The 4,459-nt window shown below is 70.2% G+C and carries 3 protein-coding genes and 1 pseudogene; 3 read left to right on the top strand and 1 reads right to left on the bottom strand.

Annotated features, from left to right (window positions below):
- Positions 1-586: 586 nt before the first annotated feature.
- A pseudogene (gene trpS, locus AZE13_RS33350) lies at positions 587-1,581 on the top strand (tryptophan--tRNA ligase).
- 181 nt (positions 1,582-1,762) lie between these two features.
- Here the strand turns inward: trpS and proC are convergent.
- Positions 1,763-2,572, bottom strand: a complete 810-nt coding sequence (gene proC / locus AZE13_RS33345; protein WP_066940556.1) for a pyrroline-5-carboxylate reductase — start codon at positions 2,570-2,572, stop codon at positions 1,763-1,765.
- Positions 2,573-3,099: 527 nt separating this feature from the next.
- On the opposite strand from proC, the gene AZE13_RS33340 reads away from it, so the two are divergent.
- Entirely contained in the window at positions 3,100-3,555 is a 456-nt protein-coding gene (locus AZE13_RS33340; protein ID WP_258528196.1) for a hypothetical protein, read from the top strand.
- A 436-nt stretch (positions 3,556-3,991) separates the two neighbouring features.
- On the top strand, positions 3,992-4,459 hold a 468-nt coding region (locus tag AZE13_RS38920), incomplete at its 3' end, for a SulP family inorganic anion transporter (RefSeq protein ID WP_258528194.1).

Below are 4,459 nucleotides of genomic sequence, written 5' to 3'. Positions count from 1 at the left end.
ATCTCCGGCCCCCTGTTGGAGCGGGGTTGACCGTCCGGCTTTCGCTTTTCGGCCTTTCCGACTCTATCAGATCTTCATTCGTTCCGTTTCCGGTTCGAATTCGGGTCCGATTTCTTGTCGGAGCCACTACTTTAGCGGAATTCCTCGGCGGCTCATAATCGAGCCTCGATCCGAATTCCGGCACGCCGAAATTCTTCCCGATGAGGGGCCGTGCAGTAGTGGTGTGCCGCGATGCGGCGGATGGCTGCCCGGGACCTGTCGGCTCCGTGGCAACTCGGAGAACACTACACGAGGGGGTGAGGTGCTTCAAACCCGTGCCGGACGGCCGATGTACGGGTACGTTGGGCCCATGACTTCGCATGCGCGTGTGCGGCACGTACCGCACGTATCGCACGTACAGCAGTGGTGGCCCGCCTGACGGCGGCCACCCAGCAGCGCATGCTCGACCACGGCCGCCGCTTCGGCGGCCGTTCGCGTATCTCCTTCTCGTAGCCGGCCGGCGGGCGCGGCGGTCTCCACGTAGTGCGTACCCGAGGGCTCAAGGGGCGCAGGGACGCACGGGATATGGGTATAGGGAGACGGAGAGATGACGCGGATCTTCAGTGGTGTGAAGCCGACGGGGCATCTGACGCTGGGGAACTACCTCGGGGCCATGCGGCGGTGGGCCGAGGAGGACCAGCACCGTGCGGACGCTTTGTTCTGCGTGGTGGATCTGCATGCGCTGACCGTGGAGCACGATCCGGCGCGGGTGCGGCGGCTGAGCCGACAGGCCGCGACGCTGCTGCTGGCCGCGGGGCTGGATCCGGCGCTGTGCACGGTGTTCGTGCAGAGCCAGGTGGATGAGCATCTGCGGCTGTCGTACCTGATGGAGTGCACGGCCTCCGACGGGGAGATGCGGCGGATGGTGCAGTACAAGGAGAAGGCCGCGCGGGAGGCGGCTAGGGGCGGGAGCGTACGGCTGTCGCTGCTGACCTATCCGGCGCTGATGGCGGCGGACATCCTGGCGTACGGGGCGCATGAGGTGCCGGTCGGGGAGGACCAGGCCCAGCATCTGGAGCTCACGCGGGATCTGGCGGTGCGGTTCAACCAGCGGTACGGGACGACGTTCGTCGTGCCGAGGGCTACGCATCCGGCGGTGGCGGCGCGGGTGATGGATCTGCAGGATCCGACGTCGAAGATGGGGAAGTCGGAGCAGGTCAGGACGTCCGGGATCGTCTATTTGCTGGATGAGCCGGAAGTGGTGCGGAAGAAGGTGATGCGGGCCGTCACGGACGACGGGAGTGAGGTGGTGTACGACCGGGAGGAGCGTCCGGGGGGGCGAATCTGCTGGATGTGCTGGCGGCGTGTACGGGCGGGGATCCGGAGCGGCTGACGGAGGAGTACGACTCGTACGGGGCGCTGAAGGGGGATGTGGCGACGGCGGTGGTGGAGATGCTGCGGCCGTTGCGGAAGCGGCATGCGGAGCTGGCCGCGGATCCTTCGTACGTGGATGAGGTGCTGCGGCGCGGTGCGGAGCGGGCGCGCGGCCTGGCCCGGCCGCGGGTGGATGCGGCGTTCCGGGCGGTGGGGTTGCTGGGCTAGGGCCGATGTAGGTGTCGGGGCAGGGGTGGGGGTGGGCGTGGGGGTGGGGGTGGGGGTGGGCTTCCGGCACGGGCGCAGGGTGGGGGCACAGGCAGCCACGTTCGCCATGTCGGGGCAGGCGCTTGGGGGGGGCGCTGCCCCGACGGGGGCGGTGGGGTGGGGTGGCGGTCGGCGGGGGGGGTCAGCCGTTGCCGGTGGCCAGTTCGCGGCTGCGGTCGCGGGCGGCTTCCAGGGCGGCGATGAGGGCGGCGCGGACGCCGTGGCTCTCGAGTTCGCGGATGGCGCTGATGGTGGTGCCGGCCGGGGAGGTGACGTTCTCGCGGAGTTTGACGGGGTGCTCGCCGCTGTCCCGGAGCATGGTGGCGGCGCCGATCGCGGACTGGACGATCAGGTCGTGGGCCTTGTCGCGGGGCAGGCCGAGGAGGATGCCGGCGTCCGTCATGGCTTCGACCAGATAGAAGAAGTACGCCGGGCCGGAGCCGGAGAGGGCGGTGGCGGCGTCCTGCTGGCTCTCCGGGACGCGGAGGGTCTTGCCGACGGTGGAGAAGATCTCCTCGGCGAGGGTGAGGTGGGCGGCGGTGGCGTGGCTGCCCGCGGAGATGACGGACATGGCCTCGTCGACGAGGGCGGGGGTGTTCGTCATGACCCGTACGACGGGGGTGCCGGCGGCCAGGCGCTCCTCGAAGTAGGAGGTGGGGATGCCGGCGGCGCCGCTGATGACCAGACGGCCGGCGGGCACGTGCGGGGCGAGCTCCCGGAGAAGGGTGCCCATGTCCTGGGGCTTGACGGTGAGGATGAGGGTGTCCGCGGACTTGGCGGCCTCGGAGTTGCTGACGGCTTCCACCCCGTAGCGGGCCTGGAGCTGCTCGGCGCGTTCCTGGCGGCGGGCGGTGACGAGGAGGTCGGACGGGGCCCAGCCGCCGCGGATCATGCCGCTGAGGAGGGCTTCGCCGATTTTTCCGGTGCCGAGGACTGCGACCTTCTGGGTCATGGTGCGGTTCGTGCCTTTCCGCTGCGCTGGGCTGGTGGCGTCGTCCTCGATCCTCGCACTGTCAGGCAGGGGTGGGGCGGGGTGTTCCGGTGGGTGGAACTGGTGGGGGCAGGTGGGGGGGGGCAGTGGGCGGAGCCGGCGGGGCTTGGTGGGTGGGTCTGGTGGGATCCGTCCCGTCGCACCGGAGGAACACCCATAGGCCAGTCGAGTGGTGACGAGGGGGTGACGAGGTGGAGAGGGGGTGAAGTGGCGGGTGGGGGCCCCGGTGCAGGGGCGGTGATGTGGTCCGGTGCGGGGCTGCGGGACAGGGTGCCGTGTGGTGTGGGGCGGCGCATTATTGAGGTGCAGGAGGGCGTATGGGGGCGGGGGAAGTGCGCCGGCGGGCGCCGGTGTGAACGGAAGCCTTCCTTCCTGTCGGATAACTCCACGTTTACGGTTCGGTTACATACCGAGTTGCGGTTCGGCATGTAAGGGCCGACACAATGGAGTGAACTGTCCAGCCGCGCCGGAATCCAGAAGGGGCGACGATGGCGACGATGGCGAAGGTCCGGGTCGACGGCCTCGGCCGTCTCCTGTTGATCGTCGTGTCTGTCGTTCTCGCCCTGCCGACCGTCGCCGGCGGTGCGTACGAAGAGCACGCGGCGGCCGTTCCGGCAAGGACCAGTGCCATCGGTGCCGGTCCGCGGGATCCCGCCCCGACGGGTTCCCGCGATCCCGCCCCGATGGCCGCGGACGCTCCCGACCATCCGAAGTACTCCGCCGACCGCGGCCACCCACGGCACAGCAGCGGCCACCCACGGCGCAGCAGTCGTGCGTCGGTCGCCTATGCCGCTCACGGGCGGTCCGTCACACCCGTGTCGACGGCGGAGCCGGTATGGACCGACGGCGGGACGGGCATCACCGCTCCGCTGACCGGACGTCAGGCCGTACCGCTGTCGAGATCGGGTGAACTGCCGGTCCATCACGGCGTCTTCCGCTGCTGAGAGCACCGAGCCGTCCCAGGGCCTTCCCCGGCCCGCGCTTCTGACGGCGAGATCCAGCCGTCGCTGCTCGCACCCCTCATGGCGCGCGTTCGCACGGCGCTGTGCGGTGATCCGTGCACGCGGACCGCCCACGGTGCGGTGGGTCGCTGCTCGTGCTCGCATGCGTACCTGTGGCTGTGCCCGTACCTGTGACTGTGCCAGTGCCAGTGCCAGTAACTGGGACTGGGACCGGGACTGGGTCAGTGGCTTTGCCAGGGCCTGTGCCTGCATGCGTTCCTGCGTCCGCATCCGTGCCCGTACCTGTTGCCCGTATCTGTGCCGGCGCCCGTACCCGGGCTTGCCCGTTTACGTGTGTTCGTTGTGCGCACCCGTGCCGGTACCGGCTCCCGGGCCAGGGCGCGCGCCGCCGTATCCCGAATTCGCTGGAGGCATGCTCATGCGTAGGTTCCGTTCTGCCCACCGCCGCCCGTCCCAGCTGTCGATATCCGATCGGTCCTCCCGGTCCACCGCCGGATCCACCCGGTCCACCGCCGGGTCCACCCGGTCCACCGCCGGGTCCGCCCAGTCCGCCGAGGCCTCCCGGTCCCCCTCGTACTTCCACCCCTCGCGGGGCTCGCTGGCGCTGTGGCGCGCCGACTTCACGGCATCCCTCGTCGTCTTCCTCGTCGCCGTCCCGCTCTGTGTGGGGGTGGCCGTCGCCTCCGGGGTGCCGGCCGAGCTGGGGCTGATCACCGGAATCGTCGGCGGCCTGCTCACCGGGCTGCTGCCCGGCAGCAGCCTCCAGGTCAGCGGTCCGGCCGCCGGGCTGACCGTGCTGGTCTACGAAGCGGTGCAGGAGTTCGGGCTCGGCGCGCTGGGCGCGTTGGTGCTGGTCGCCGGGGTATTGCAGCTGGCCATGGGGGCA

The sequence above is a fragment of the Streptomyces sp. NBRC 110611 genome (assembly GCF_001590865.1).
Lineage (GTDB): Bacteria > Actinomycetota > Actinomycetes > Streptomycetales > Streptomycetaceae > Streptomyces.
This window is presented reverse-complemented; position numbering and strand designations above follow the sequence as displayed.

Bases quoted from the DNA above. Each gene is read 5' to 3' on its own strand.
- proC (WP_066940556.1), bottom strand. From the start codon at position 2,572: ATGACCCAGAAGGTCGCAGTCCTCGGCACCGGAAAAATCGGCGAAGCC.
- AZE13_RS33340 (WP_258528196.1), top strand. From the start codon at position 3,100: ATGGCGACGATGGCGAAGGTCCGGGTCGACGGCCTCGGCCGTCTCCTG.